Here is a 21,604-nt window from a genome sequence, read left to right as displayed (position 1 = left end):
GTCTTTGTCTGTCCGCAGCCCGCCACCACGCCCATTCGTGCAGCAACGGCGACCTGCCCGGAAGCGGACGGTCGAACTCCGGCGGGTCGCGGACCTGCCGGAGTCTTCTCGGGCGGGCGTATCGTTGGGTGGTGCTGAGTCAAGGACCTGGCGGGAGCGGAGGCAGAGCGTGACCAGCGACGCGACCGAGATGATCACGATTCCCCGGGTCGAGTTCGATGCCATGCAGGCAGAGCTCAGGCGTCTGCGCCGTGAGGCTGCACGCGAGGTCGCGTTGACAACGATGCGGGCGGACCGCGGTCCCGGAGCCGGTGACGAGGTCCGTGTGTTCACGCGGGAACAGCTGGCCGAGGCGTGGGGAATTCGTGCCTGAACGGCAGATACGTTTTCCCGAGCAAGCGTGGCAACAGGTAGAGGCGCTTCCTCAGCGACTGCGATGGACGGTCCAGCGTGCGATCTTCCACCTCCTCGATGAGCCGGTTCCGACCCTCGCAGACCCATTCCCGCCGGGCGATCCGTTGCCGGGTGCCTATGAACTTCACTTGCCCGCCGACGGCGTGACCATCTGGTACGTGGTCACGCCACACGACGGGAACGAGGTCATCAGCATTCAGCTCGTGCGAGCCGACACCTGATCTGGTGCGTCGCCGGAGGTCCAGCGGAAGGTCGGCGGTTCGACCCCGCCCGACCCCGACCAGCGGCAACGCCGGTCGGGGTCTTTGTAGTCCACCATCTGCTATGAAGATCGTTATGTAGCAACGGCCGTCTTCCAGACGGCGGACGGTCGGCGTCACCAGATCAGGACACCTCCGCCGGCCTGACGTGCGCGATCCACCGCGCTGACGAAGTTCCTCAAGTACCCCTCGATACGGTCCTCGTCGTAGCCTGAGGCCGCCGCCAACACGGCAAGGTTGGCCGTCAGCACCGCACACTCCTCGGCGAACGCTTCGACGCCGCCCGGCTGGACCCGCAGGTCGCCCTCCGCAAGCTGTGGCAAGAACGTCGCGCCGAGGCGGCGAGCGGGTTCAGAACCCCACAGCTTCGTCCGGGCGAACTCGGGACCGGCAAGTTCCGAAACCCCCTCGGGCGCATCGGGGATCCGATAACCACCGGGCTCGTTGCTGTCGTAGACCCACATGTGGACGAGAAGGCTCACATCGCAAGCTGACCATAAGCGCCCGTATCACTCGGCGCTCGGGAGCGTCGCCTGCATCAGACCTGCCTCATGTAGCAACGCATGTAGCAACGGCCGCGCCCGACCTCACGCATCGGCGAGCCATTCCGGACCCAACCCCTGCCCGGCACCGCCACGACCACCCGGCTGCGTTGATCTGAAAGCGGAAGGTCGGCGGTTCGACCCCGCCCTGCCCACAAAGCTCTCCGCGAGACCGCGTGGCGGCACCTGCTCGACCGGACGCCGGGAACGCGGCAAGGCGATCAGCTGATCGTTCCCGCGGCAGCTGCCCAGCCGCGGCTGCGCGCTCTACCCGTTTCCGACCTGTCAGGTCTACTCGTCGGGCTATGCCGTGCTGCTCGGGGAGGCGACGAGCCCCGAAGAGGCGGTCGCCCCTCTCCCGCCGCCCGATGACCCAAACGACCTAGACCGCGCCTCGCCGCGGTCGCTCCTTCGAGGCGCCCACTTGAGCCTGCACATGTGTTGTTGCTGGGTGCGCCGGTTGTCCCCCTTGGTCAGGTGATGTCGCGGCGCATGGGAATGACGACGGCGACGCTGGCGGCGGCGAGTGCGTATGCCAGGAGCAGAAGAGCACCAGCGGCAGGCGGCAGCAGTTGGACGGCGCTGCTGCCGAGTTCCTGCGACATGGCGTCGGCGAGGTAGGTGAAGTCGGTGAGAGAGGCGGTGGCGCCCCCGGGCAGGACCGGGTAGAGCCGATTGACGCCCGGGATCATCATGAGCAGCGTTTCACCCATGTAGAGATAGCCGATCACCACGGCCAGTGCCGCGATCTGGTTGCGCACCAACGCGCCCACGCCGATCCCGATCAGCAGGTACACGACCATGGCGAGTCCGATGCGGGCAAGCAGCGCGACGATGGTACCGGTCGGCAGGCCGAGCGGGACCCCGCGGGCGGCGGCGACCGTGAACAGGGCCGCGGCGCCTGTGCCGGCGAGGATGAGCCCATACGCCAGTCCTGCGACGCCGTACGTGGCGAGCTTGGCGGCCAGTACCTGCCAACGGCGGGGCGCGAACAGGAACGTGACCGCGGCGGTGCGGTGCCGGTACTCGGACGTGACGGCGACGGTGCCGACGGCAGCCGGCACGAACGCGGTATAGCCGAGAATCCCCAGGATCGAGCGGATACCGGTTTCGGTATCCAGTCCTGGCACGGGCGGGTCGAAGTTCTCCGGCCCGACCAGCGCCATCGCGCCCATCAAGCCGCCACCGAGCAGCACGGCGGCGAACAGCAGCCCGCTCCACATGCGGGTGGCGAACAGCCGGCGGAATTCCGCTTTGATCAGGCGATTCATCGGGCGGCCGCCTTGTCCGTGGTCAGGTGGAGGAAAAGTTGCTCGAGGCTGGGAGTCTCGGCGACCAGCTCGTATATCCGCAGCCGGTGCGCGGCGGCGAAGTCCGCGATGTCCGGCGCGTCGAGCCCGCGCACCCGCAGCCGGTCGGCTCCGGTGGCCTCGACGCGTGAGACGGGGCCGGCCGCCGGATCGGCTGCGAGAGCGGCGGCCAGCCGGTCGGCGTCGGGCGAGCGGACCAGCACCGCTGGTGGTCCGGCGAGTTGGGACCAGGGTCCGGCGGCGACGAGTTGGCCGCGGCGGATCACCACCACGTCGTCGACGAGCTGCTGGATCTCGCTGAGCACGTGGCTGGAGATCAGAATCGTGCGCCCCTCGTCGGCCAGCCGGCGCAGGAAACCGCGTAGCCACAGCATGCCTTCCGGGTCCAGGCCGTTGCCCGGCTCGTCCAGCAGCAGCACGCGGGGGTCGCCGAGCAGCGCGGTGGCGAGATTGAGCCGCTGCCGCATGCCGGTGGAGAACCCGCGGGTGCGGCGGTCGGCGGCCTCGGCGAGGCCCAGCAGGTCCAGCAGGTCGCAGACCCGCCGGTCCGGATAGCCTCCCATTGCGGCATAGACGCGCAGATGGTCGCGGGCGGTGTGGCCGGGGTAGAACGCACTCGCGTCGAACACCGCGCCGACGGCCTCCGACGGGCGGGGCAGCCGATGGTACGGCCGGCCGCCGATCGTGGCGGTGCCGGCGGTCGGCGTGACCAGGCCGGTCAGCATGCGCATCGTGGTGGTCTTGCCGGCACCGTTCGGACCGAGGAACCCGGTGACCAGACCAGGTTCTACGGTGAAGGTCAACTCGTGGACGGCGGTGACCTCGCCGTACCGTTTGGTCAGGTTGGAGACCTCGATCGCGAGGCGGTCACCGCTCATCGGCGGGCCGCCATCGCATGCCCGATCGTGTCCGCGATGCCGGACGCCGCCGGGCTGGAGAGCACGACCTCGTCGAATTCGCCGCCGGCGAGCGCACGGTCAAGGACCAGATGCAGCCCGGGCTCGCCTCGACGTGCCGCCACCAGCTGCCGAGGGCCGCCGAACAAGCCCCAGATGCCGATCTTGACGATGCCGGACACCGCGATTCCACGCCTGGCGCCGCGTGCCAGCCGAAGCGGGTCGGCCACGAGCAGTCCGTGCCGCACCGCGGCGACCGGCATCGTCAGCCTCTCCCGCCCGGTCCAGAACCGCTCCCATCCGGTGAACCGGATGTCGACCAGCTTGCTGGTGATCGTGACAGTTGCCATCAGGCACTCCCTTTCTTCGTGCTGGGGCGCTCTTCTCGTTCAGGGTTCGGTTGCGTGGTGTCGGTGGCCGGCGGCTGGTCGGCGGGCATCAAGATGGTGGCCAGCAGGCGCGGGACCCGCCCGTCGCCCGGCTGGTTGCTCAGCAACGGACCGATGACCTGGTTGAGGTCGGCGGCGAAGGTGGCCAGCTCCGCGTCGGTCAGGTGGAGCACAAGCTGGTGGTAGCCGACTCCGTCGGCGGTGAAGTCGATCCGCTCCCGGCTCAGATAGCGGGAGAACTCCGACAGCAGACTCGACACGAACGCCGTGAAGTAGCGGGCATGGTCGTCGGGCGTCGCCGAGGCCAGGGCCGCGGCGTCCAGGGGCGCGCCATCGGCGGGCAGTGCGTACACCCGCTCGACCGCGCCCCGAACCTTGTGCTCCTCGACCACATCGATCAGGCCGCCCTCGACCAGCGTGGCCAGCTGCCGGTACAGCGTGGCGTGCGGGATGTCCGGAAGCCGCGTCGCGAGATCGTGCGTGGTCAAGCGTGCCCCGGCGACGGCCCGCAGGATCCGGATGCGTACCGGATGCAGCGCCAACGTGGCCCAACGCTCGCTCGACATCTCCACGGCACAACGATATCACTATCAAGAGTGATATCGGTTGGCCCTGGAGCTGCTCGACGAACGGGGCGAACCCCAACCGGCACGCTCGAGTTGGGACCAGTCGACGGGGCCGTCCGCGGGCACGGGGATCGCGCCGCTGCTGAGATCCAGCACCTAGCCGCCGAGTGGCATCGGGACCGGTCCGGCGCAGAAGTCGAGCGTCGGCGGCACGCGTCGACCGTAAAACAGGCTCAGGCGACCTTGCGCAAGGTGGTCAGGGCCCGCAGGGCGTCGGCCAGGGAGATCGGGTGGTCGTCGGCCTCCGTGGCCAGGCACTGTTCGATCATCTGGCGCATCAGGGTCGACGGCTTCACACCGCGGGTTCTCGCCAGGGTCGCCAGCTGCTCCGCGGTGTCCGTGGGGAGGCGTACCGAGTACACGGCCATGGTCTCGCCGTCGGGCTTCGGGGGGAGGGCGGCCGGAGCGTCGGTGTACGTGATGTTTCCCGCGGCCACGGCCAAAGCCAGCTGGTCCAGCTGGTCGTCCGTCGCGCGGGCGTGGGACTCGCTCACTGGTTGGCCTCCCATTCCTCGAACTCGGCCCGCTGGGCCGGCGTCATGTCGAGCGCGCCGACGATGAGCCACTCCAGGCTGCCTTCGTGTCGCAGGACGACGATCAAGGGCCGTCCCGCCTTCGTGCGGGCCCACACGCTCAGGACCGGTAGGCCCAGGGCCTCGCCTGCCCGTGGGAGTCGACGGTCCGCGTTGAGGGCTTCCAGAGCCTCCAGCGGGTCGATTCCGCTGAGGGCCGCCAAGGTCGCCGGCCACCAGCGGTAGGGCATGAACCCAATGTACGACGGCCGTCATACGCGCGTCCAGCAGGGCGGATACTGGAGGCATGATCGTGGTGAGCGGAGCGTCGGGGCAGGTCGGCGGGCGGGTCTCCAAGCTGCTGACCAAGCCGCACGTAAGGCTGGTGCGGGACCGCGCGAAGATGCCCGAAGCTGAAAGAAGCGCGGATTATGCCGACAAGCCGGGCATGGTCCGGGCGCTGCGCGATGCCGACACGCTGTTCCTGGTATCGGGCCGCGAAGATCCGCACCGGCTCCAGGCGCACAAGACGGCCGTCGACGCCGCCGTGGAAGCCGGGATCGGAAGGATCGTCTATCTCAGCTTCGCCGGAGCCGCGGAAGACTGCACGTTCACGTTCGGGCGGGACCATTGGCACACCGAGCAGTACATTCGCGCCACCGGACTCCGCTACACATTCCTGCGCGACAACCTGTACCTCGAGATGATCCCGCGGCTCGCGGGAGCTGACGGGGTCATTCGCGGGCCGGCCGGAGACGGGCGCCTTGCCGCCGTGAGCTATGACGACATCGCGGCCTCCGTCGTGGCCGTGCTCGAGGATGCGGAGTCGCACGAGCACAGGACGTACACCTTGACCGGACCGGAAGCGTTCACCCTCCACGAGGCTGCGGCCGTCCTCGGGAAGACATATGTCCCCGAGACGGTGGAGGAGGCCTACGCGTCGCGGGCCCACTACGGCGCGCCGGATTTCGAGGTCGCTGGATGGGTGACGTCCTACCAGGCGATCGCGAACGGCGAGCTTGCCGAGGTCACCGGCGATGTCGAGGCGCTTACGGGCCGGCGACCACGGTCCGTAAGGGAATTGAAAGGCGCTTAGAAGCCCCCGGCCCTAGCATCGGGGCATGCCTGAAATCGACCGCATACCGCAGCGTCCCACCCTCGACGGCCTCGAGGAGAAATGGGCGCGCGTATGGGAGGTTGAGGGCACCTACCGCTTCGACCGCACCGCCGCCCGCGACAACGTGTTCTCCATCGACACACCGCCGCCGACGGTGAGCGGCGCGCTGCACATCGGCCACGTGTTCTCCTACACGCAGACCGACATCATCGCGCGCTACCAGCGCATGCGCGGCCGCGAGGTGTTCTACCCGATGGGGTGGGACGACAACGGCCTGCCGACCGAGCGCCGCGTGCAGCTCACGTTCGGGGTGCAGTGCGACCCGACGCTGCCCTACGACCCCGGCTTCACCCCGCCCGCGAGGCCCGGCAAGGACCGGGTGCTCGTGAGCCGCCGCAACTTCATCGAGCTCTGTCAGCGCCAGACCGAGATCGACGAGCAGTCCTACGAGCGGCTCTGGAAGCACGTGGGCCTGTCGGTGGACTGGTCGCACCTCTACACCACGATCGGCGACCGAGCCCGGGCCACGGCCCAGCGCGGGTTCCTCAACAGCCTCGCGCGCGGGGAGGCGTATCCCCTCGACGGCCCGACGCTGTGGGACGTGTCGTTCGGCACGGCGGTGGCGCAGGCCGAGCTCGAGGACCGGGAGCGGCCGGGCGCCTTCCACCGGATCAGGTTCGGCGAGCACTGCATCGAGACGACCCGCCCCGAGCTGCTGCCGGCGTGCGTGGCGCTTGTGGCGCATCCGGGCGACGAGCGATACAAGGCGCTGTTCGGCGGCACGGTCAGGACCCCCATCTTCAACGTGGAGGTGCCGATCCTGGCGCACCACCTCGCCGACCCGGAAAAGGGCAGCGGGCTGGTGATGGTGTGCACGTTCGGTGACCTCACCGACGTGATCTGGTGGCGCGAGCTGGACCTGCCGACCCGCACCGTGATGCAGCGCAACGGCCGGCTCGGGCTGCAGCCGCCCGACGGGGTGGACGAGGACCTCTACGCGCCCGTCGCCGGGCTGACGGTCAACCAGGCGCGCGAGAAGGTCGTGGCGCTGCTGCGCTCCTCCGGGGAGCTCGAGGGGGAGCCGCGCCCGATCACCCACGCGGTGAAGTTCTACGAGAAGGGCGACCGGCCGGTCGAGATCGTGGCGACGCGCCAGTGGTACATCCGCAACGGAGCCCGCACTCCGGAGCTCCGCGAGGTCCTGCTCGAGCGCGGGCGGGAGCTCGAGTGGGAGCCGGCGCACATGCGGGCCCGCTACGAGCACTGGGTCGAGGGGCTCACCGGCGACTGGGTGATCAGCCGCCAGCGGTTCTTCGGGGTGCCGATCCCGCTGTGGTATCGCCTCGACGCCGAAGCCAACCCGATCTACGACGACCCGATCGTGCCCAAGACCCTGCCGATGGACCCCAGCAGCGACACCCCGCCGGGCTTCGAGGAGATCGACCGCGGCATGCCGGGCGGGTTCGTCGGTGACCCGGACGTCATGGACACCTGGGCGACGTCGTCGCTGACCCCGCAGATCGCCGGGGCCTGGCTCGACGACCCGGAGCTGTTCGACCTCGTGTTCCCGATGGCGATGCGGCCGCAGGCGCACGAGATCATCCGGACCTGGCTGTTCACGACCGTCCTGCGCTCCCAGTTCGAGCACGGCGTGCTGCCGTGGAAGCACGCGGCGATCGCCGGCTGGATTCTCGACCCGGACCGCAAGAAGCTCTCGAAGTCCAAGGACAACGCCAAGGACTCGCCCGAGGAGCTGCTGGAGCGGTTCGGCGCGGACGCGATCCGCTACTGGTCAGGCAGCGCCCGGCGCGGCGTCGACACCGCCATCGACGTGAACCAGTTCAAGGTGGGCCGGCGCCTGGCGGTGAAGCTGCTCAACGCGAGCCGGTTCGTGCTCGGCTTCGGCGGCGCGCCCGAGGCGGCCAAGGTGACCGAGCCGGTGGACCTCGCGCTGCTCGGCGCGCTGGCCACGGTGGTGCGCGAGGCGACCGCCGCGCTCGACGGCTTCGACTACGCCCGCGCGCTCGAGGTCACCGAGCAGTTCTTCTGGACCTTCTGCGACGACTACGTGGAGCTGGTGAAGGCCCGCGCCTACGGCGAGGCGTCGCCGGCCGAGGTGGAATCGGCCCGGGCCGCGCTCGCCGTGGCCCTCTCGACCGTGCAGCGGCTGCTGGCGCCGTTCCTGCCCTACGTCGCCGAAGAGGTCTGGTCGTGGTGGCAGGACGGTTCCGTGCACCGCGCACCCTGGCCCGAGGCGCCGGACGCCGCGGACGTCGCGCCGTTCACGGTCGCGGCCCAGGTGCTCGGGGCGATCCGGCGGGCCAAGTCGGCCGCGCAGCAGTCGATGAAGGCCGAGGTGGCCCGGCTGGAGGTGGCCGGGCCGGTCGCGACCCTGGAGCGGGTGCGCGGCGACCTCACCGCGGCCGGCAACGTGCGTGACTGGGCCATCTCCGAGGCGGAGGAGCTGTCGGCTACCGTCAGCCTGTGATGGAACTTCAGGCCATCGGGCTCCAACACCCGGCCGTCCGGCAGGTGCAGCACATCCAGAACAACACGGCGCCGAACCGGTACAAGCTCTTCGTCGCCGAGGGGCTCTGGGCGCACAACATGCTGCTGGAGGCCGGGGCGCCGATCGACACCTTCTTCTGGTGCCCGGAGGCGATCTACGCCGACGAGGCCCACAAGCGGGCGGAGGAGATCGCGGAGCGGGCCGAGCGCTCGTTCCGCATCTCCCTGCGCACGCTGGAGAAGATCTCCGAGCGGGACAAGCCCGACGGGCTGCTGTCGCTGGCCGCCCTGCCCCGCTGGGACGAGCGCGACCTGCGCCTCGGCAAGACGGGGCTGGTGCTGGTGGCCGACGGGCTGGAGATCCCGGGCAACCTCGGCACGCTCATCCGCTCGCTCGACGCGTGCGGGGCGGACTGTCTCGTGCTCACCAACCGCAAGACCAGGCTCACGCATCCGAAGGTGATCCGGGCGAGCCAGGGGACGATTCTGACGGTACCGACGCTGGAGTTCGACACCGTGGACGAGGCCGTCGCCTGGCTGGAGTCGCGGCGCTTCACGGTGCTGCTGGCCGACACCGACGAGGCGATCAACTATCGCCAGGCCGACTACGCGGGGCGCACCGCGCTCGTCGTGGGCAGCGAGCGGTACGGCATCGCCAAGGGCTGGTACGGCCGCGGATACCAGCGAGTCGCCGTCCCCATGCTCGGGTCCGGCGACTCGCTCAACGTGTCCGTCTCCGCGTCGATCCTGCTCTACGAGGCGCAGGCGCGGAAATCGCGCTGGTAGGCCGCGACTCGGTCCGCAGGTTGCGGACCGCCGCTACTTCGGCTGGCCGATCTGGCCCCGCAGCGAGATCGCCTGCAGGAAGATGTCGCCGATCTTCGCCGGGTCGGGCGCGACGAACGTGCCGCCGCCGACCGCGTCGGTGATCTGGCGCATCGCGGCCTCGCCGACCTTGTCGCCGATGCCGATCAGGATGATCTGGATCGGCTTGGCCGGGTCGGCGGCCGCCTTCAGCTGGGCGATGAGCTCCTCGAGCTTCAGGCCGCCGGCGGGGTCGTCGTTCTCGCCGTCGGTCATGACGATGATCGAGTTGACCCGGCCGCTCTCGTAGCCGGCCTGCACCGTCTTGTACGCGGCGAGGATCGTGTCGTAGAGCCCGGTGTCGCCGTTCTTCTTCGGCTGGACCGTGCCCAGCGCCTGCAGCAGCGTCGCGCGCTGGCTCACCAGCGGCCCGATCGGCACCAGCTGCTTGTAGTCCTTGTTGCCGTCCATCAGCGTCGAGAAGATCCACACGCCCAGCGACCACGAGTCGTCGAAGAGGCTCATGCCCTTGCGCGCGGCCTCCAGCGTCACCTGCATGCGGGTCGCGCCGCCGGCGGTCGGCACCGGCTCCAGCATCGAGCCGGAGACGTCGAGCACGGCCAGCATCCGAGCCGGCAGGGTGATCGCCTGCCAGCGGCTCAGCAGCTGCTCGACCGTGCCGGCGTCGGGCAGCTGCGGAGCCGCGGCCGCCAGCGCGCCGGGCGCGTTCGCCGGCGTCTGGAAGCCCTTGCCGGGCGCGCCGTCGGCACCGCGCAGCCCGATCGCGCCGAGCTTGTCGCGGAAGTCCTGGGTGCTGAGCTGCTTGAGCAGCTCGTCGGCCATGCTCGCCTTGTCGGTGCTGAGCACCACGAAGGGGTAGTCCAGCGGCGGGGCCGATGGCTCGGCGTAGAGCGCGGCCAGGCGCACCGGCGGCTGCAGGCCGTTGTACTGGATGACCGCTTGCTCCGACAGCGGCGCCACGGTCAGGCCGTTGCTCAGCGTCGCCGGGTCGCTGCCGCGGGGGAACTTCTGCACCAGGTCGGAGCGCACCGAGGAGCGCCCGGCGGCCAGCGCCCGCAGCGCGGCGGTCGCGATCTGGGTGGCCTGGGTCTGGTTGCCGCCGCCGGCCTGCTGGGCGACGGTGGCCAGGGTCAGCAGGCTGCCGAGGCCGGTCGCGTCGCGGCTCGGCTCGGTGATGCCGACCTTGACCTTCTGGTCGGTCGCCACCTTGGTGAGCAGATCGGCGTACGTGATGTTCTTGTTCGGCCAGCCGAAGTTGGCAGCGGCGATCGGCTCGGGCATCGCGAGCACGACCGGGCTCAGCGCGATCGAGTGCGCGCCGGCCTGGACGCTCTGCGGGTTGACCGCGCGGAGGCGCTGCAGCCACAGCGAGGAGTCCGCGACCCAGATGTCCGGGACGCGGGTCTTGCCGTTGGCCTGCCCGACGCCGGTCAGCGACTTGTCGTTCTTGCCGGCCAGGGAGGCGGCGACGTCGGCCGGGTCCTCGTCGAAGACCTCGATGTCGACGCAGTTGCCGTTCTGCTTGGCCTGGTCGGCCCACGCGGCGGCCTGCTCCTTGATCGCGGGGGCGATGTCCGCGACCGCGCCGATGGTGAGCTTGGCGGCGGTGCTGCCGCAGGCGGGCTTGGAGTACTTGTTGAACGCGTACCAACTGCCGGCGAGGACGATGAGCACGGCGACGGCGGCGGCGCCCAGCTTCAGCGCTCCGCCCGACGACCCCGCTGAGCGGTGACGACCCTTCACGGCTCTAATCCTCCGGACCGGCGGCCTCTGTTGGCCTTGTACCTTCGGTTGAAAATCACTGACGGTACGCATCCCAACAAACGAACGCCTAATCTACAAGCCGCCGAAGAATCGTAGTTATACGAGCACTCTTCGCAATCGTTACCGGTCGGCTGCGGCCTACGGACGACCACGCAGGGTCACGACGAGCGGGCGATGGTCCGAAAACGGCACGGGCGGGCTGGCGACGTCGACAACGGGACCCAGGCGCTCGATGCCCCGCGAATCCGCCAGAACATGGTCGAACTGGACCCGCGGCGCCGGGGCGGGATAAGTCGGTACGGCCGCCAGCCGATGCCACCCCGAGAACAGCCTCGGCAACCCGCCCGGCAGGTTCAGGTCCGCGAGCAGGATCCGCGGGGCGGGCAGCGCGCGCAGCGCCCGGCGCACGATCCGCAGCTGCCGCACGTTCCAGCCGGGCACGAACGACAGGTGGGTGGTCGCGAACGTCACGCGCCCGATCGGGGTCGCGGCGACCGCGGCGAGCAGCACCCTCGGCTCGTCGTCGAGCAGCATCACCCGCATCCGCTCCGGTCCGGGGAGCATGATCGGGGCGCGCAGCGGCGCCGCCGGCAGGCGGGTGACCTGCCAGTCGAGCACCTCGTAGCGGCTGATCAGCGCCACGCCGTAGTGCGGGTCGACCCCCTCGGCATCCGCGTCGGTGGCGGGGCGGAACGTCTCGCCGGGAGTACCGACGACCGCCGGGGCGAACATCGCGTGCCGCGCGCCGAGCGCCTCCGCCGCGATCCGGGCCAGGTCCGCGTGCCCGCTGCGGGGCTGCGCGCGATCGACCTCCTGCAGGCCGAGGACGTCGGCGTCGAGCTGCGCGATCGCCGAGCCGATCCGGCCGGTCTCCACCAGGCCGTCGGTCAGCGAGCGTCCGTGCATCAGGTTGAACGTGCCGAGCCGCATATCCTCATTGTCGTCGCTTGATCTTCGCGACCGCCGCCTTCGCGATCGACTCGGTCTCGGCGCGGTCGACGCCGGGCTGGCCGAAGTGGACGAGGGTGCAGGTCAGGCCGTCGACTCGGGCCTGGACGAGATAGCCGGACGTGGTCCAGGCGTCGTCACCGGTACCACCCGTCGCCTCCATCTTGAAGGCCTTCTGGCTCTCCGCGACGGCGGGAAAGTCCGCGACCGGGCTGACGCTCACGTGCGTCGTCTCGCCGTCGCCGTCGGTGTCCGTGAAGGTGGCGCACTTGGCCGCGATGTCGGGGATCGGCGTGGCGTCGGTGAGGCTCTCGGCCAGAAACGGCCCGGTGTTGCCGGCCTCGAACCGGGCCGCGTCCCTCGGGCCCGTCTGGAACAGGTCGAGCAGCGGGTCACAGCCGGGGACGCTGGAGCTGCTCGCGGCGCTCACCTCGGGGGTGGCATCGGGCGGGCTGGCCGCATAGCCGTCGGGGAGGTCCCCGGTCGTCAGAACGGAATCCTTCTGTACCGCGGCGGCGCTTGGCCGCGGAGCCGGGATCTTGTCGCCGCCGCAGCCGCTCAGTATTACCGCGGTGCAACAGATGGCAGCGGGCAACGACCTGTGGCTCATCGTTCGATTTTGCGCCTTTTGTACCTGTCTCGCGGCCGATTACGGGGCGACGGTCGGCTGAGAGCCCTGGTGCAGCAGGGTGCGCTTGCCGGTGGCGAGGTCGACGGCGGTGATCCAGGAGTGGCCGTTGTACGCGCCGGTCAGCACGCCCGTGCCGGCGCCCTCGTAGACCATCTCGCGGTCGTCGGCCTTGCCCACCACGTGCCGGTTCGAGCCGTCGGCGTCCGCCTCGGTCACGGCCACCGCGGTGCCGTCGGCGTCGTAGCTCGTCCAGGCGACCTTCTTGCCGTCGGCGCGCCAGGCCGGGACCACGCCGAAGCCGCTGGTGCCGTTGCCGCCGCCGCCGTACACGTCGATCGCGCGCTCGCGGCCGGTCGACAGGGTGCCGATGCTCAGGCAGTTGTCGGCGATGCTCTCGCACTCGCCGCCGCGGAAGGCGATCTGGGTGCCGTCGGGCGACCAGGCCACGGCGTCGTCGGTGCGCAGGCGGTCGACCAGGTTCCCGGCGGCCGGGGCCGGCGTGGACTCGGTGACCCGCGGGGCCTCCTGGTCGCGGCAGCTCTCGGGGAACAGCGGCTCGTCGCCGCCCGCCTTGGCCAGGAACACGCCCGGGCCGCCGGTGCAGGACAGCGCGGCGAAGGCGATCCGGGTGCCGTCCGGGGACCAGGCCGGGCCGCCGGCGGGGCGGCTGCTGACCTGGTGCTGGTTCGCGCCGGTCGCGTCCATCACCCAGACCGTGCCGTCGTGCAGGTACGCCAGCTTCGTGCCGTCCGGGGAGAACCGCGGACGGGCGTTGACCCCGTCCTCGGTGAGCCGGACCTCGGTGGCGCCCGTGCTGCTGTAGATGGCCCCGCCGCGGACGTAGGCGACGGTCTTGCCGGCGGTGGCAGTGGCGGAGGCGGCATGGGCGGCGGTTCCGCTCAGCAGCGCCGCGACGCCGGTCAGGCCCGCGATCGTCAGCGCCTTGGTGATCGTCCTGCCGTTCATCCTTGCCCCCCGTTGTGCTGTCTCATCCGTGTGACGTAACGACCATCGGCGCAACCGGGCCGCACCTGAACGGTTCCCGAGGCGGAACTTTGGCGCTGGCAGAAATATGCACTCGTAGTGCATACTTTTCGAGACCCTGTCTCACGCGCGAGGATCGGTGTTGTGACCACTACTGACCTCAACCGCGTCGCCATCGTTACCGGCGCGGCCCGCGGCATCGGAGCCGCCACCGCCATCCGCCTCGCCGCCGACGGCCACGCCGTCGCCGTGCTCGACCTCGACGAGACCGCCTGCAAGGACACCGTCGAGCAGATCACCGCCGCCGGGGGCCGCGCGCTCGGCGTGGGCGCCGACGTCGCCGACGCCGACCAGGTCGCCGCGGCCGTCGAGCGGATCGCCACCGAGCTCGGCCCGCCGGTGGTGCTGGTGAACAACGCCGGCGTCATCCGCGACAACCTGCTGTTCAAGATGACCGACGGCGACTGGGACACCGTCATCGGCGTCCACCTGCGCGGCGCGTTCCTCATGAGCCGGGCCGCCCAGGCGCACATGACCGCCGCGAAGTTCGGCCGGATCGTGAACCTGTCCTCGTCCTCGGCGCTGGGCAACCGGGGCCAGGCGAACTACTCCGCGGCCAAGGCCGGCCTGCAGGGCTTCACCAAGACGCTCGCGATCGAGCTCGGCCCGTTCGGGGTGACCGCGAACGCGGTGGCGCCCGGATTCATCGCCACCGACATGACCGCCGCCACCGCGGCGCGCATGAAGGTCGACTTCGAGACCTTCCAGAAGGGGGCCGCGGAGCAGATCCCCGTGCGCCGCGTCGGGCGCCCCGACGATGTCGCACACACGATCTCGTTCCTGGTCAGCGACGGTGCCGGCTTCGTGTCCGGCCAGGTCATCTACGTGGCCGGCGGGCCACTGAACTGAGGGGATCACGTGAGCACAGCGGACCTCGCCCGGGAGTTCCTGGCCGGTCATGATGTTGGCGGTACGGACCCGCTGGAGTTCCTGCGGGCCCGGTTCGATGCGGGGCTGGCGTGGGTGCAGTACCCGGTGGGGCTCGGCGGCCTCGGACTCCCGCGGGCCGAGCAGCCCGAGGTGGACCAGGTGTTCGCCGACGCCGGCGCGCCCGACAACAACCCGCGGCGCATCGGCATCGGGCTCGGCATGGCCGCCCCGACCATCCTGCGCCACGGCACCGACGAGCAGCGCCGGCGCTGGCTGCGCCCGCTGTGGACCGGCGAGGAGGTGTGGTGCCAGCTGTTCAGCGAGCCCGGCGCCGGCTCCGACCTCGCCGGCCTCGGCACCCGGGCGGTCCGCGACGGCGACGACTGGGTCGTGGACGGGCAGAAGGTCTGGACGTCGATGGCGCACGAGGCCCGCTGGGCGATCCTCATCGCCCGCACCGACCCGGCCCTGCCCAAGCACCAGGGACTGACGTACTTCGTGCTGGACATGACGGCGCCAGGAGTGGAGGTGCGGCCGCTACGCCAGATCACCGGTGAGGCGGAGTTCAACGAGGTCTTCATCACCGGAGTCCGGATCCCCGACACCGATCGCCTCGGGGCGGTCGGCGAGGGCTGGGCCGTGGCCCAGACGACGCTCATGAACGAGCGCGTCTCGATCGGCGGCCAGGCGGTCCCGCGCGAGGGCGGCACGATCGGCATCGTGACCGACCTGTGGCGCGCCCGCCCCGAGGTCCGCTCGCCCGGACTGCACGACGCGCTGCTGCGGCTGTGGGTCGACGCCGAGGCGGCCCGGCTGACCGGGATGCGCCTGCGCCAGCAGCTCGCGGCCGGTCAGCCCGGGCCGGAGGGCTCGGCGTCGAAGCTGCTGTTCGCCCGGCTCAACCAGGAGATCTCCTCGCTGGAGCTGGACCTGCTCGGCGAGGAGGGCCTGCGCCACGACGAGTGGACCCTCCGGCGCCCGACGCAGGTGGACTTCGCGGGGCGTGCGGCCGGATACCGGTACCTGCGCGCGAAGGGCAACTCGATCGAGGGCGGGACGTCGGAGATCCTGCGCAACATCGTGGCCGAGCGGGTGCTGGGCCTGCCGCAGGAGCAGCGGGCCGACAAGGACGTCGCGTGGAAGGACCTGCCGAAGTGAGCGATCTGCTGTACTCCGAGGTGGAGGAGGAGCTCCGCGCTTCGGTACGTTCCCTGTTGTCGGACCGCGTCGACCTGTCGCGGCTCGAGAGCCCGGAACCCGTGGACCTGAAGTTGTGGCGAACGCTCGCCGCCGACCTGGGCTGCGCGGGCCTGCCCGTGCCGGAGTCCGCGGGCGGCGCCGGCGCGTCCTGGCGTGAGACCGCGGTGGTGATGGAGGAGCTGGGGCGTTTCGTCGCACCGGTACCGTTCCTGGGCAGCGCGGTGCTGTCGGTGGCGGCCCTGCCGTCCGACGACCCCCTGCTGCGCGACCTGGCCACCGGCGCGAGGACCGCGACCCTGGCCGTCCCTCTGTCCACCTCGGACAGTCCATCATGGACGGTCATTGCCGCGGGTACGGCACTTTCGGGCTCGGTGACCACGGTGGCCGACGCCCTGACCGCGGACGTGTTCCTGGTCCCGACGGCGGCGGGCCTGTTCGCCGCCGAGGCCGCGCACGTGAGCCGGACGCCGGTGGTGTCGTTGGACCTGACCCGCCCGGTGGCGGATCTCGCCTTCGACGGCACCCCGGCGCGGCTCGTGGCCCCGGACGCGGCCCCGCTGGTGGGGCGCGCCCTGCTCGCCGGGGCCGCGCTGCTGGCCTCGGAGCAGCTGGGCATCGCCGAGTGGTGCCTGGCCACGACGGTTGAATACGCCAAGACCCGCCGGCAGTTCGCGCGCCAGATCGGCTCGTACCAGGCGATCAAGCACCGGCTCGCGGATCTGTGGGTGGCGGCGACGCAGGCTCGCGCGGTGGCGCGCTATGCGGCCGACTGCCTTGCGAACGACGACTCGGACCTGCCGGTCGCCGCCTCGCTGGCGCAGGCCTTCTGCTCGCCGCTGGCCGTGAAGGCGGCGGAGGAGTGCGTGCAGCTGCACGGCGGGATCGGGTTCACTTGGGAGCACCCGGCGCACTGGTACCTCAAGCGGGCCCGCGCCAACGCGATCGCCCTCGGCTCGGCGGCGCGGCATCGGGCACTGCTCGCGGACCTGGTCGATCTCCCCGCCTGATCGGTCCCTGCTTTTTCCCGGGCCCGGTGCGCCGACGCATCGGGCCCGGCTGGTTTTGCGGTGAGCGCGGCGTGCGGGTCGGGTTTCGCTGGAGGGCTGGGCACCGCGCGCCGGCCAGTTCGACGAGGGTGGCGTCGTCGCCGACCCGGCGCGCGGACCGGCGACGGGGCCGCACCGCAGGCGCTCGCGCCGGTGCTCGTCTCCCCGCGTCGCGGCCGGGTCTAGCCCGGACGCCGCGGCTTTGCGCAGCCGGCGCGATGCCGCGCGGACGCCGCACCGCAGCGTCGCCGAGAAGATCGCGGTCGGTGTTCGTCGGGCCGAGGCGGACGTAACAAGGGCGACGACGCCGCGCCCGAGGCAGGCGACGACAAGGCAACGACGACACCCGCCCGAGCCAAAGTCCAAGCACGGCACGGGGTTCCGGTCTGCCCCAACCCAGCCTGACGACCGTCGAGCAACCCCGCGCGCGCATGCGGAATCGGGCGGCCGGGGCCAGTAGTGAGCCGGCTGGGAGTCGTGGCGACAAAGCAACTACAGGAGCAATGAAGCCTCGGCCGTGCGCTTCCTTATTCCTCGATGCTACCCGAGCCGACCAAATCCGACCGCCCCTAAATCACCATGTGTGGGGCGGCCGAACACAAGGCGTGAGATCAGATCAGGAGACGCGTCAGGGACTCGGCCACGCACACCGGCTTCTCGTGGCCCTCGCGCTCGATTGTCACCCGGTTCTTCAGCTGGATCCAGCCCTCGCCCTTGTCGTCGGCCACCAGCAGTTCAAGGCCCGCCCGAACCCGCGAACCAGTCGGCAGCGGAGCGGGGAAGCGCACCAGGTCCAGGCCGTAGTTGATGCCCATGCGAACGTTGTCCACGCGGTAGATCTCCGCCACCAGGGCCGGCAGCAGCGACAGCGTCAGGAAGCCGTGCGCGATCGTCGTGCCGAAGGGGCCGGCCGCCGCGCGCTCCGCGTCCACGTGAATCCACTGGTGGTCGCCCGTCGCCTCGGCGAAGAGGTTGACCCGCTCCTGCGTGATCTCCTGCCATTCGCTGTACCCCAGGTGCTCGCCCACCGAGGCCAGGAGTTCGCCCGCGCTCGCAAAGATCCGCATGCCCTCGATCCTGAAACGGCGTGAGCCGTCGTGCAAGGGCTTGTGAGAAAGAAGCGGCCGGCCCCCGGGAAGGGAGCCGGCCGCCTTACTCAATCGGCGATCAGGTGCCGATGCGGTTGAGCTTGGCACTCACCGCGATGGTGCTCTTCACGACCGTCGTGCCCGGCACGGCCGGGGTGCTGACGGACGTGGTGACCTCGCCGTTGCCGGGGATGAGGCCGAATACCGTCACGGTGTACGAGGTCGACGCGCCCGGCACCGGTGCGGTGCTCACGATGCGCAGGTCCTCGGTCGGCAGGGTGTTGTAGAGGCCCTGGCCGCCCGTGCCGGTGACGTTCTCCGCCCCGACGGCCAGGTTCTGGCCGTTGGGCAGCGCGGTGACCGTCGCCGGGTCGTAGGCGAACACGATGTCCTGCACGCCGTTGACGCCGATCCAGACCTGGAACCGCCGCGCCGTCGCCGTGCCGTAGTCGTTCACCCGCCACTCGACCACGAGCCACGAGTCAACGCCGTCGGTCAGGGTCGCCACGAAGAGGCCCGGAGCGCCGGTGCCGTTCATGTCGGTCCAGAACGGGGCGAGCACGTTGTTCGGCTTGGACGGGTCCGGGATCGGCCTCGGATCGAAGACGCTGTTCTCGTTGCTGGCATCGCTGCCCGGGTACAGGTACCCGTTGCTCGAGATGGTCACCGCGTTGTACGTGACGCCGTTGAAGACGTAGTCGGGCACGTTGAACGTCGTCAGGTTCTCGTCGCCGATCGGTGTCGGGGTGATCCCGAACAGGTCGAGCGGGAGGTACCCGGCGATGGTGCCCGGGGTCAGCGACGGCGTTCCGGGAACCGCCCCGGCGAGGGGCGCGCCCTTCTTCTCCACCTTGAACGGGTTGACCACCTTGGCGCCGTTGGCCCCCGCGATCGGGACGTTCAGCGACGACGTGGTGGTGAAGTCCGCCGTGGTGTCGTTGAAGGTGTTGTTGGTGGCCGTGACCGTGCACTTGCTGGTCTGCAGCAGGCCGATCGCGGGGGGCGTGCACGTCTGGGTGACCGTCACGTCGCCCTGCTTGGGCACGAACGCGACCGGCAGGTGCAGCGTCGGCACCCCGCCGGTGACCGGCACGAGCCGGACCTCGCCGAAGTACTGAGCCGTCGGCGCGCTGGACTTGATGGTGATGCTGACCTGCTGGCTCTTGCCCGGCGCGACCGAGAACAGAGCCGGCGTCGCCGTGATCGTGGAGCCCTTCGGCGACGTCGTCTCGACGCGGTACACGAGCGTCTTGTTCGTGACGTTCTTCGCCGTGCGAACGGCGGTGAGCTTGCCGGGCATGACCGGCGCGTTCACCGACGGCAGGTTGATCTGCACCGCGTTGACCGGGTCGTTGCCGAGGGCGAACATCCGGTCGGCCGTCTCGTCGAACGTCAGACCGGGGTTCGCGGCCAGGTTGACCTGGACGCGGCCCGAGCCGAGGTCGAACGGGTCGGCGGGGGTGACCCCGTCCTCCTTGACCACCTTCGTCGTCGCCGTGGTCATCAGCGACGACTTGATCTGACCCGGGGAGAAGTCCGGGTGCAGCGCCTTCTCCAGGATCGCGGAGCCGGCGATGTGCGGGGAGGACATGGAGGTGCCGGCGATGGCCTGGAAGTACTGGCCCGGCGGCCCGCCGGCGACGTCGTCCGGGGTCGGCGTGTTGCCGGCCAGGATCTGCGTGCCGGGCGCGGTGATGTCGGGCTTGATGAAGTTGCCGCCCGGGCCGCGCGACGAGAAGCTCGCCATCACGTCACCGGTGCCGGTGCCCTTCTCGCCCTGGGTGAAGCTGGCCTTGACGTTCGGGTGGGCGCTGACGTACGCCAGGAACGCCGCCCCGTCCGACAGGTGCACCGTCGGCAGCCAGTGGTTGTCGCTCAGCCCGTCGGCCTTCGGGCTGTTGAACAGGATCATGCCGGCCGCGCCGCCCTGCTTGACGGTGAAGCCCTTCAGCACGCGGTTCGGCCCGCGCTGGCACGCCACGATCTTGCCGGTGAACAGCCCGGCGGGCGGCGTGTTGGTGCAGAGCGCGTTGTTGTACGGGGGTGCCGAGGCCATCACGACCGGCAGCGGGCCGGTGATGCCCGGCGTGATCGACACGCCCGTCATCGTCGCCGACGTGCCGTCCGAGGACGTCAGGGTCAGCGTCGAATCGAACGAGCGCTTCTGGGTCGAGGCCGCCACGGTGGTCACCCACGGCGACAGGTGGTCGGACGTGCTCGGCCCGGGACCGCTGTTGCCGGCCGAGGCCGCGACGAAGACGCCGGCCTTGTAGGCGTCGAAGAACGCCAGCTCCACGACATCGGTGTACGGCGTCGAGCCGCCCGAGATCGAGTAGTTGATGACCTTCACGCCGTCCTTGATCGCCGCGGCGACCGCGGCGGCCGAGTCACTCGGGTAGCAGCCGGTGGCGCCGCAGATCTTGTACACCGAGACCCACGCGCCGGGCGCGATGCCGTTGATCGGCCCGCGCTCGATGTCGAAGATCTTCGCCGAGGCGACCGGGTCACCGGCGGCCGTCGACGCGGTGTGCGTGCCGTGGCCGTCGGAGTCGCGGGCGGTGTACCCGTACACCTCCGGCTCCTGCAGCGCGTTGTAGGTGTCCAGGAAGCCCTGGCCCCCGATGACCTTCTTGTTGCAGACGAACGGGTCGTTCGCCGGGGTCAGCGGGTTGTCGCCGAAGTTGCAGGCGCGGGCGGTGCCGTCGGCCTTGGCCGGTGGTGCGCCGAGGTTGCCGTTGTCGGCGAAGGACGGGTGCTCCGGCCAGATGCCGCTGTCCAGCGAGCCGAAGATGACGCCCTTGCCGGCGTTCGGAGCGCCGCCGAGCTGCGGGTAGACCTGGTCCGCGCCGATGAAGCTCGGCGAGGAGTCGGTCTGCGGCTGCTGGGCCTTGTCGGCCTGGACGGCGACCACGTTGTCGATGGTCAGGATGGTGTTGACCTTGTTGGCCGGCACCGTGAGCGCGATGCCGCCGTAGACCGTGCGGAGCCGCTGTCCGATCTTGGCGTCGGGGACCTGCTTCTTGAGGTCCGCGATGAACTTGTCCTCGATTCCGGCGATTCGGTTTTCGTACCGCTTTTCGTCGGCGTTCCCGGACAGCGCCTTGCCGGTTACGGAAGGACTCGTCGCGGCATATCCGGCAATGTCGCCGGAATAGGTCGCGGTGGAGTCGTAGTCGAGCTTCACCGCGATGGACACCTTGGTGGTGTCGTCGCGGTTGAGCAGGGACGGGTCGGTTTTGGCCATGCGGCTCGTGGGTGCCTTGGCCATCTCGGTCTGGTTGACCGGCTTGAGGCTTTCGACGGCCTTCAAGCTGCCTGCGGGGATTGGTGCCGCTTCGCTCGGACTGGCCGAGACAAGCACGAGCAGAGGCGGTAGGAGTGCGCTCGCCACTGCGGCGTGCACCCATCTCCGTCGGCCCATCGTGCCCCCTCTCACGGGTGGAGGTGATGCCTCAACATGCCAGCTTTCCCACGCATGGAAAAGGGGCAATCACGCGGTGGCATCAGATCGTGAAAGGTGGATAGGGCAATGACGAGGGTAAGTCCGAATTACTCCTGCCCGGGAGTATTTGCATTTATTGGCGTCGTTCGTCCGGCGTCGGCGGCCGGGACAC

21 protein-coding genes are annotated in these 21,604 nt (G+C 70.3%); 8 read left to right on the top strand and 13 right to left on the bottom strand.

Annotation, left to right across the window (positions count from 1 at the left end; genetic code table 11):
• The first annotated feature begins 169 nt into the window (after positions 1-169).
• Positions 170-373 (top strand): hypothetical protein, encoded by a 204-nt coding sequence (locus tag ABT369_RS20045; RefSeq protein ID WP_350613827.1) that lies wholly within the window; start codon positions 170-172, stop codon positions 371-373.
• Entirely contained in the window at positions 366-635 is a 270-nt protein-coding gene (locus ABT369_RS20040) for a hypothetical protein (RefSeq protein ID WP_350613825.1), read from the top strand. The genes ABT369_RS20045 and ABT369_RS20040 overlap by 8 nt, the downstream gene beginning before the upstream one ends.
• Positions 636-790: 155 nt before the next feature.
• Here the strand turns inward: ABT369_RS20040 and ABT369_RS20035 are convergent, their stop codons facing one another.
• The 7 genes from ABT369_RS20035 to ABT369_RS20005 all read right to left on the bottom strand — a co-directional run bounded on the left by ABT369_RS20035 (position 791) and on the right by ABT369_RS20005 (position 5,200).
• Positions 791-1,156, bottom strand: a complete 366-nt coding sequence (locus tag ABT369_RS20035; protein WP_350613824.1) for a hypothetical protein — start codon at positions 1,154-1,156, stop codon at positions 791-793.
• Positions 1,157-1,689: 533 nt separating this feature from the next.
• Complete coding sequence (locus tag ABT369_RS20030) at positions 1,690-2,487, bottom strand: ABC transporter permease (protein WP_350613822.1); 798 nt, start codon at positions 2,485-2,487, stop codon at positions 1,690-1,692.
• Positions 2,484-3,404: an ABC transporter ATP-binding protein gene (locus tag ABT369_RS20025; RefSeq protein ID WP_350613820.1), complete on the bottom strand. Its 921-nt coding sequence runs from the start codon at positions 3,402-3,404 to the stop codon at positions 2,484-2,486. The genes ABT369_RS20030 and ABT369_RS20025 overlap by 4 nt, the downstream gene beginning before the upstream one ends.
• On the bottom strand, positions 3,401-3,772 hold the full coding sequence (locus ABT369_RS20020; protein ID WP_350613818.1) for a hypothetical protein: 372 nt from the start codon (positions 3,770-3,772) through the stop codon (positions 3,401-3,403). Before ABT369_RS20020 ends, ABT369_RS20025 begins: the two co-directional genes overlap by 4 nt.
• Complete coding sequence (locus ABT369_RS20015) at positions 3,772-4,377, bottom strand: helix-turn-helix domain-containing protein (protein ID WP_350614042.1); 606 nt, start codon at positions 4,375-4,377, stop codon at positions 3,772-3,774. The genes ABT369_RS20020 and ABT369_RS20015 overlap by 1 nt, the downstream gene beginning before the upstream one ends.
• Positions 4,378-4,610: 233 nt before the next feature.
• Positions 4,611-4,931 (bottom strand): ribbon-helix-helix domain-containing protein, encoded by a 321-nt coding sequence (locus ABT369_RS20010; RefSeq protein WP_350613816.1) that lies wholly within the window; start codon positions 4,929-4,931, stop codon positions 4,611-4,613.
• Positions 4,928-5,200 (bottom strand): hypothetical protein, encoded by a 273-nt coding sequence (locus ABT369_RS20005; RefSeq protein WP_350613815.1) that lies wholly within the window; start codon positions 5,198-5,200, stop codon positions 4,928-4,930. The genes ABT369_RS20010 and ABT369_RS20005 overlap by 4 nt, the downstream gene beginning before the upstream one ends.
• Before the next feature lie 56 nt (positions 5,201-5,256).
• On the opposite strand from ABT369_RS20005, the gene ABT369_RS20000 reads away from it, so the two are divergent.
• Genes ABT369_RS20000 through ABT369_RS19990 form a run of 3 tightly spaced genes read left to right on the top strand, consistent with a single transcriptional unit; the run spans position 5,257 to position 9,360 of the window.
• On the top strand, positions 5,257-6,045 hold the full coding sequence (locus ABT369_RS20000; RefSeq protein ID WP_350613813.1) for an SDR family oxidoreductase: 789 nt from the start codon (positions 5,257-5,259) through the stop codon (positions 6,043-6,045).
• Between the two features lie 25 nt (positions 6,046-6,070).
• Complete coding sequence (gene valS, locus ABT369_RS19995) at positions 6,071-8,554, top strand: valine--tRNA ligase (RefSeq protein WP_350613811.1); 2,484 nt, start codon at positions 6,071-6,073, stop codon at positions 8,552-8,554.
• Entirely contained in the window at positions 8,554-9,360 is an 807-nt protein-coding gene (locus ABT369_RS19990) for a TrmH family RNA methyltransferase (protein ID WP_350614041.1), read from the top strand. Before valS ends, ABT369_RS19990 begins: the two co-directional genes overlap by 1 nt.
• Before the next feature lie 33 nt (positions 9,361-9,393).
• On the opposite strand, the gene ABT369_RS19985 is transcribed toward ABT369_RS19990, so the two are convergent.
• The 4 genes from ABT369_RS19985 to ABT369_RS19970 all read right to left on the bottom strand — a co-directional run bounded on the left by ABT369_RS19985 (position 9,394) and on the right by ABT369_RS19970 (position 13,708).
• The gene (locus ABT369_RS19985) at positions 9,394-11,142 is read right to left on the bottom strand and encodes a VWA domain-containing protein (RefSeq protein WP_350613809.1); all 1,749 of its coding nucleotides are present in this window, start codon (positions 11,140-11,142) and stop codon (positions 9,394-9,396) included.
• 159 nt (positions 11,143-11,301) lie between these two features.
• Positions 11,302-12,093 carry an endonuclease/exonuclease/phosphatase family protein gene (locus ABT369_RS19980; RefSeq protein WP_350613807.1) on the bottom strand — a complete coding sequence of 264 codons (792 nt, stop codon included), beginning with the start codon at positions 12,091-12,093 and terminating at the stop codon, positions 11,302-11,304.
• 4 nt (positions 12,094-12,097) lie between these two features.
• Complete coding sequence (locus ABT369_RS19975; protein WP_350613806.1) at positions 12,098-12,541, bottom strand: hypothetical protein; 444 nt, start codon at positions 12,539-12,541, stop codon at positions 12,098-12,100.
• Positions 12,542-12,760: 219 nt separating this feature from the next.
• Positions 12,761-13,708, bottom strand: coding sequence for a TolB family protein (locus ABT369_RS19970; protein ID WP_350613804.1), 948 nt, complete (start codon positions 13,706-13,708; stop codon positions 12,761-12,763).
• A 162-nt stretch (positions 13,709-13,870) separates the two neighbouring features.
• On the opposite strand from ABT369_RS19970, the gene fabG reads away from it, so the two are divergent.
• The 3 genes from fabG to ABT369_RS19955 are packed head-to-tail and all read left to right on the top strand — an operon-like array spanning position 13,871 to position 16,863.
• Complete coding sequence (fabG, locus tag ABT369_RS19965; RefSeq protein WP_350613803.1) at positions 13,871-14,635, top strand: 3-oxoacyl-ACP reductase FabG; 765 nt, start codon at positions 13,871-13,873, stop codon at positions 14,633-14,635.
• A 9-nt stretch (positions 14,636-14,644) separates the two neighbouring features.
• The gene (locus ABT369_RS19960; RefSeq protein WP_350613801.1) at positions 14,645-15,814 is read left to right on the top strand and encodes an acyl-CoA dehydrogenase family protein; all 1,170 of its coding nucleotides are present in this window, start codon (positions 14,645-14,647) and stop codon (positions 15,812-15,814) included.
• Positions 15,811-16,863 carry an acyl-CoA dehydrogenase family protein gene (locus tag ABT369_RS19955; RefSeq protein WP_350613800.1) on the top strand — a complete coding sequence of 351 codons (1,053 nt, stop codon included), beginning with the start codon at positions 15,811-15,813 and terminating at the stop codon, positions 16,861-16,863. The genes ABT369_RS19960 and ABT369_RS19955 overlap by 4 nt, the downstream gene beginning before the upstream one ends.
• A 650-nt stretch (positions 16,864-17,513) precedes the next feature.
• Here the strand turns inward: ABT369_RS19955 and ABT369_RS19950 are convergent.
• A complete protein-coding gene (locus tag ABT369_RS19950; protein WP_350613798.1) occupies positions 17,514-17,969 on the bottom strand; it encodes a MaoC family dehydratase in 456 nt (151 codons plus the stop codon).
• A 100-nt stretch (positions 17,970-18,069) separates the two neighbouring features.
• Complete coding sequence (locus ABT369_RS19945) at positions 18,070-21,300, bottom strand: S8 family serine peptidase (RefSeq protein WP_350613797.1); 3,231 nt, start codon at positions 21,298-21,300, stop codon at positions 18,070-18,072.
• Between the last annotated feature and the right edge of the window lie 304 nt (positions 21,301-21,604).

The sequence above is a fragment of the Dactylosporangium sp. NPDC000244 genome (assembly GCF_040300725.1).
Lineage (GTDB): Bacteria > Actinomycetota > Actinomycetes > Mycobacteriales > Micromonosporaceae > Dactylosporangium.
This window is presented reverse-complemented; position numbering and strand designations above follow the sequence as displayed.

Coding starts and splice junctions, on each gene's coding strand:
- ABT369_RS20030 (WP_350613822.1), bottom strand. CDS start 2,487: ATGAATCGCCTGATCAAAGCGGAATTCCGCCGGCTGTTCGCCACCCGC.
- ABT369_RS20025 (WP_350613820.1), bottom strand. CDS start 3,404: ATGAGCGGTGACCGCCTCGCGATCGAGGTCTCCAACCTGACCAAACGG.
- ABT369_RS20020 (WP_350613818.1), bottom strand. CDS start 3,772: ATGGCAACTGTCACGATCACCAGCAAGCTGGTCGACATCCGGTTCACC.
- ABT369_RS20015 (WP_350614042.1), bottom strand. CDS start 4,377: ATGTCGAGCGAGCGTTGGGCCACGTTGGCGCTGCATCCGGTACGCATC.
- ABT369_RS20005 (WP_350613815.1), bottom strand. CDS start 5,200: ATGCCCTACCGCTGGTGGCCGGCGACCTTGGCGGCCCTCAGCGGAATC.
- ABT369_RS20000 (WP_350613813.1), top strand. CDS start 5,257: ATGATCGTGGTGAGCGGAGCGTCGGGGCAGGTCGGCGGGCGGGTCTCC.
- valS (WP_350613811.1), top strand. CDS start 6,071: ATGCCTGAAATCGACCGCATACCGCAGCGTCCCACCCTCGACGGCCTC.
- ABT369_RS19990 (WP_350614041.1), top strand. CDS start 8,554: ATGGAACTTCAGGCCATCGGGCTCCAACACCCGGCCGTCCGGCAGGTG.
- ABT369_RS19980 (WP_350613807.1), bottom strand. CDS start 12,093: ATGCGGCTCGGCACGTTCAACCTGATGCACGGACGCTCGCTGACCGAC.
- ABT369_RS19970 (WP_350613804.1), bottom strand. CDS start 13,708: ATGAACGGCAGGACGATCACCAAGGCGCTGACGATCGCGGGCCTGACC.
- ABT369_RS19950 (WP_350613798.1), bottom strand. CDS start 17,969: ATGCGGATCTTTGCGAGCGCGGGCGAACTCCTGGCCTCGGTGGGCGAG.